Annotated in this window: 3 protein-coding genes and 2 pseudogenes; 1 reads left to right on the plus strand and 4 read right to left on the minus strand. The window is 50.1% G+C overall.

Annotation, left to right across the window (positions count from 1 at the left end):
• A pseudogene (locus LIY36_RS27515) lies at nt 1-140 on the plus strand (GDP-mannose pyrophosphatase); the annotation flags it as partial.
• A gap of 52 nt (nt 141-192) precedes the next feature.
• Here LIY36_RS27515 and LIY36_RS27520 read toward each other — a convergent pair.
• The 4 genes and pseudogenes from LIY36_RS27520 to LIY36_RS27535 all read right to left on the minus strand — a co-directional run.
• Nucleotides 193-615 carry a hypothetical protein gene (locus LIY36_RS27520; RefSeq protein WP_226457845.1) on the minus strand — a complete coding sequence of 141 codons (423 nt, stop codon included), beginning with the start codon at nt 613-615 and terminating at the stop codon, nt 193-195.
• Nucleotides 612-1,151, minus strand: a pseudogene (locus LIY36_RS27525) (RHS repeat-associated core domain-containing protein); the annotation flags it as partial. The gene LIY36_RS27520 and the pseudogene LIY36_RS27525, both read right to left, overlap by 4 nt.
• Nucleotides 1,152-1,610: 459 nt before the next feature.
• Nucleotides 1,611-2,027, minus strand: coding sequence for a hypothetical protein (locus LIY36_RS27530; RefSeq protein ID WP_226457846.1), 417 nt, complete (start codon nt 2,025-2,027; stop codon nt 1,611-1,613).
• Nucleotides 2,027-3,089, minus strand: a 1,063-nt coding sequence (locus LIY36_RS27535; protein WP_226457847.1) for an RHS repeat domain-containing protein, incomplete at its 5' end; no start/stop codon positions are given. The genes LIY36_RS27535 and LIY36_RS27530, both read right to left, overlap by 1 nt.

Consider the following 3,089-nt stretch of genomic DNA (forward strand, 5'->3'; position numbering starts at 1 on the left):
AGGAGGGCGAGGATATTGAGGTGCTGGAGCTGGGGTTTGAGCAGGCGCTGGGGATGGTGCAGAGTGGGGAGATTGTGGATGGGAAGACGATTATGTTGTTGCAGCATCTGGAATTGCAGATGTTGAAGGAGGGGTGGTAGTGAGCGGGCTTGCCCCGCGCTGGGCTGCATAGCAGCCCCGATACTCCTCTCTTTAACCACAGGAAATATTTGCGAAATCTAGGTGGCCTTCAAACGAAATGCAGGCAATCCAAGCCACTGACTTCTGCAAAATGTAAGTATGTTGTGGTAATTCAGAAAAGACCCTCAGCGCCTGCTCTAGGTGTTCGACCTTTACAGAATAGGCATCGTCACAGGCCGAGTCGCCGATAAATATAAATTCACCGTCAGCCATTGCACTGATTTTTTTGGTAAGCATAGAAATCGCCAGGTTTGATGAGGCTGATCCGAAGGAGATGCTGTTCTCCAAGGTGCTCCAAGCAACTTGACTTCCAGCAAAAAGGACACGCTCATTGATTTTCCTGACGATTGCAGTATGTTCGACTTCAGAGAGAATGCTGAAGTTGATATTGAGTCCTTTTAGGTCTGCAATCAGCTCGTCGTCTAAATAGCTCATTTTTTCTCAAACCTTTTAGTTAGTCGTATTACTGTTTTTGGGCTGCTATCGAAGAGATAGTGCGGTCCTTTTTTCTTGCCTGACCAAACATTTATGTGTGCGCCATTTCTTTCGTCATGTTCAATACGGTAGCCAGTTTTGCCGTCTGCTGTTTGCATTCCGACAGGTTCTCCTTTTCGTGGCCCGAATTTTCCCAAAGTCGGTTTTTCTGCACGAAAATCATTTTCGAGTAACCACTCCAACGCATTATTTGATGCCTGTTCGTAGGTTGATGACCGAATGGGGTCGATAGCCCCAGGAGTGATGGGGTCCTGTTTTTGCGTTGCTCTTTGGTCGTTTTTCTCCGGGCAACGCCCGGTGATGCAACTCAACCCTAACGGATCCACCCACCCCGTAGGATTGGGCACATACCGATACCCATTGATCCCACCCGCTAACTTCACCGGGTCCGGCGTCAGATAACGTTCAGTATCCGGATTGTAGTAGCGATACCGGTTGTAGTGCAGCCCGCTTTCCGCGTCGTAGTATTGGCCCTGAAGTAGTTTCCAGTAGGCCCAGGCAGACAATGGCGATACACCAAGTACAGCCGTCTCGCCTGGGAGGGCTACTACATTGCTCGAGCCGCGGGAGTTCTACTCTTCAACGGCATACAATGTTTGCGAAGTCTAGGTTCCCTTTAGAGGAAGCGGTTTTCAGCCTCAAAGAAAACTTAGCAAAGGGCGGAAGTCAGCACCTTCAACTCACTGGTGTTGAGCTTTTTTTCTCAATGGATAAGTTTCTAAGGCTGCATCAGTTTCTGTTTCTAAATATCTCATTGAGGAACACCCACTCGGGACCGGCTAACGGGTAGTGGTAGTGAGCGAGCTTGCTCGCGCTGGGCTGCGAAGCAGCCCCAACAAGGACAGTCCGGACCGGGTTGAATAAACGCGTTGTCTGGGTGGGGGCCGCTGCGCGGCCCGGCGCGAGCAAGCTCGCTCACTACAGGTTTGGTGGTGTTACCAAGTTGATGGGTCTTCTTGGCTGGCTTTTTGGAGGTCGTCTTTCCACAAGATTTGAGCGAGCACATAAATATCCAGCAAGAAATCCCTAGGACTTTCCAGTTCATACCATTCAGCTCTCGGCCATGAAGAAGCATCTTCTTCACTGATCTCAAACAGACTCTGAAAATCGTAACTTTCATCGCTCAGATTGCTTTCCAGTGCTTTTAGCAAAACGTATCTATGCCTGTAAGTAAGGTGGTTCAAGTTCAGCGCGTAGTTTTTTATGAGTACCTCTCTGTCCACTTTTTTATTCGGGTTGTATTTCTCTAACACCTTACCAAGGCTCTGCTCGCGGTCGTAAACATCAAATACTCCAATGAACCATTTCAGGTTGGGGTCAAACGGTTCGTTTAAAAATGGATCTCTCAACATTATTTTTTCTCGGCAGGAAAAGCAGTGAATGGCCTGGTGTTATCGTCTATATCAAACTTCACCTCGAACCAATTTAGGTTTTCATTGAGGTGCGGAGCCTGTGGGGTTTTTCTATTGGGTCTGTAGCCTCGGCCTGCTCCTGGCAACTCCAGTTTGAGTATGGGGTTGTTGTTGTGGTCTTTCCCATTAAACGGATCTAACCCAAGTGGCTCGCGAGTTAAGGCTTTGTTCAAGGCGCTCAGTTGCAGTCGCCAACTGTGAAATTGAGAGCTTACATTCCCTCTGTCATGCGGCCTACGTAATCCTGTGCCTGGATCTGTTCCGTCGATTGCCCTCTGTTTCAATGCAGTGTCAGTAATTTCGGGGCTGTGCCTGTCGATAGTGTGCATGTCATATTGATTTTGAATAGATTCGACTCGTTTTTTTGCATTTTCTTCTGCTAGTTCAGTGATTCGAATCTGTCTTTCAGCCCGTGTCGGCTGTGGAAGCGAAGGGCTTCTGTCGTCAGCGCTTGCCTTTCTTTCAGGGTCGTTATGGCCTACGGTAGATTCACAACCTCCCGTGCCCGGACAGTTACTCAACCCTAACGGATCCACCCACCCCGTAGGATTGGGCACATACCGATACCCATTGATCCCACCCGCCAACTTCACCGGGTCCGGCGTCAGATAACGCCCAATATCCGGATTGTAGTAGCGATGCCGATTGTAGTGCAGCCCGCTTTCCGCGTCGAAATATTGGCCCTGAAAACGCAGCGGGTTATCGATTGTTCCCACGTCGAGACGGGCTATTTCACCGTAGGCGCGGTAGTGCGCAGACCAGACGATTTCGCCGTCGGGGTTTGTCAGTTCCTGGGGTGTTCCAAGGTGATCCAGTTGGTAGTGGTAGGGTTTGGTGTCGTTGGGACCGAAACCTTCCAGCAGTGCCAGCGGGCGAAAACTGTCCGGCTCGTAGAGGTAGCTGCGATGCCGCTCCGCATGGTGTTCGGCGATCAGTTTGTCGCCTTGCCAGAAGAACTCCGTCGTCACGCCTTCAACGGTTTTGCTGATGCGTCGGCCAAAC

Source organism: Pseudomonas sp. AF03-9, assembly GCF_020515815.1.
GTDB lineage: Bacteria > Pseudomonadota > Gammaproteobacteria > Pseudomonadales > Pseudomonadaceae > Aquipseudomonas.

Coding starts and splice junctions, on each gene's coding strand:
- LIY36_RS27530 (WP_226457846.1), bottom strand. CDS start 2,027: ATGTTGAGAGATCCATTTTTAAACGAACCGTTTGACCCCAACCTGAAA.
- LIY36_RS27520 (WP_226457845.1), bottom strand. CDS start 615: ATGAGCTATTTAGACGACGAGCTGATTGCAGACCTAAAAGGACTCAAT.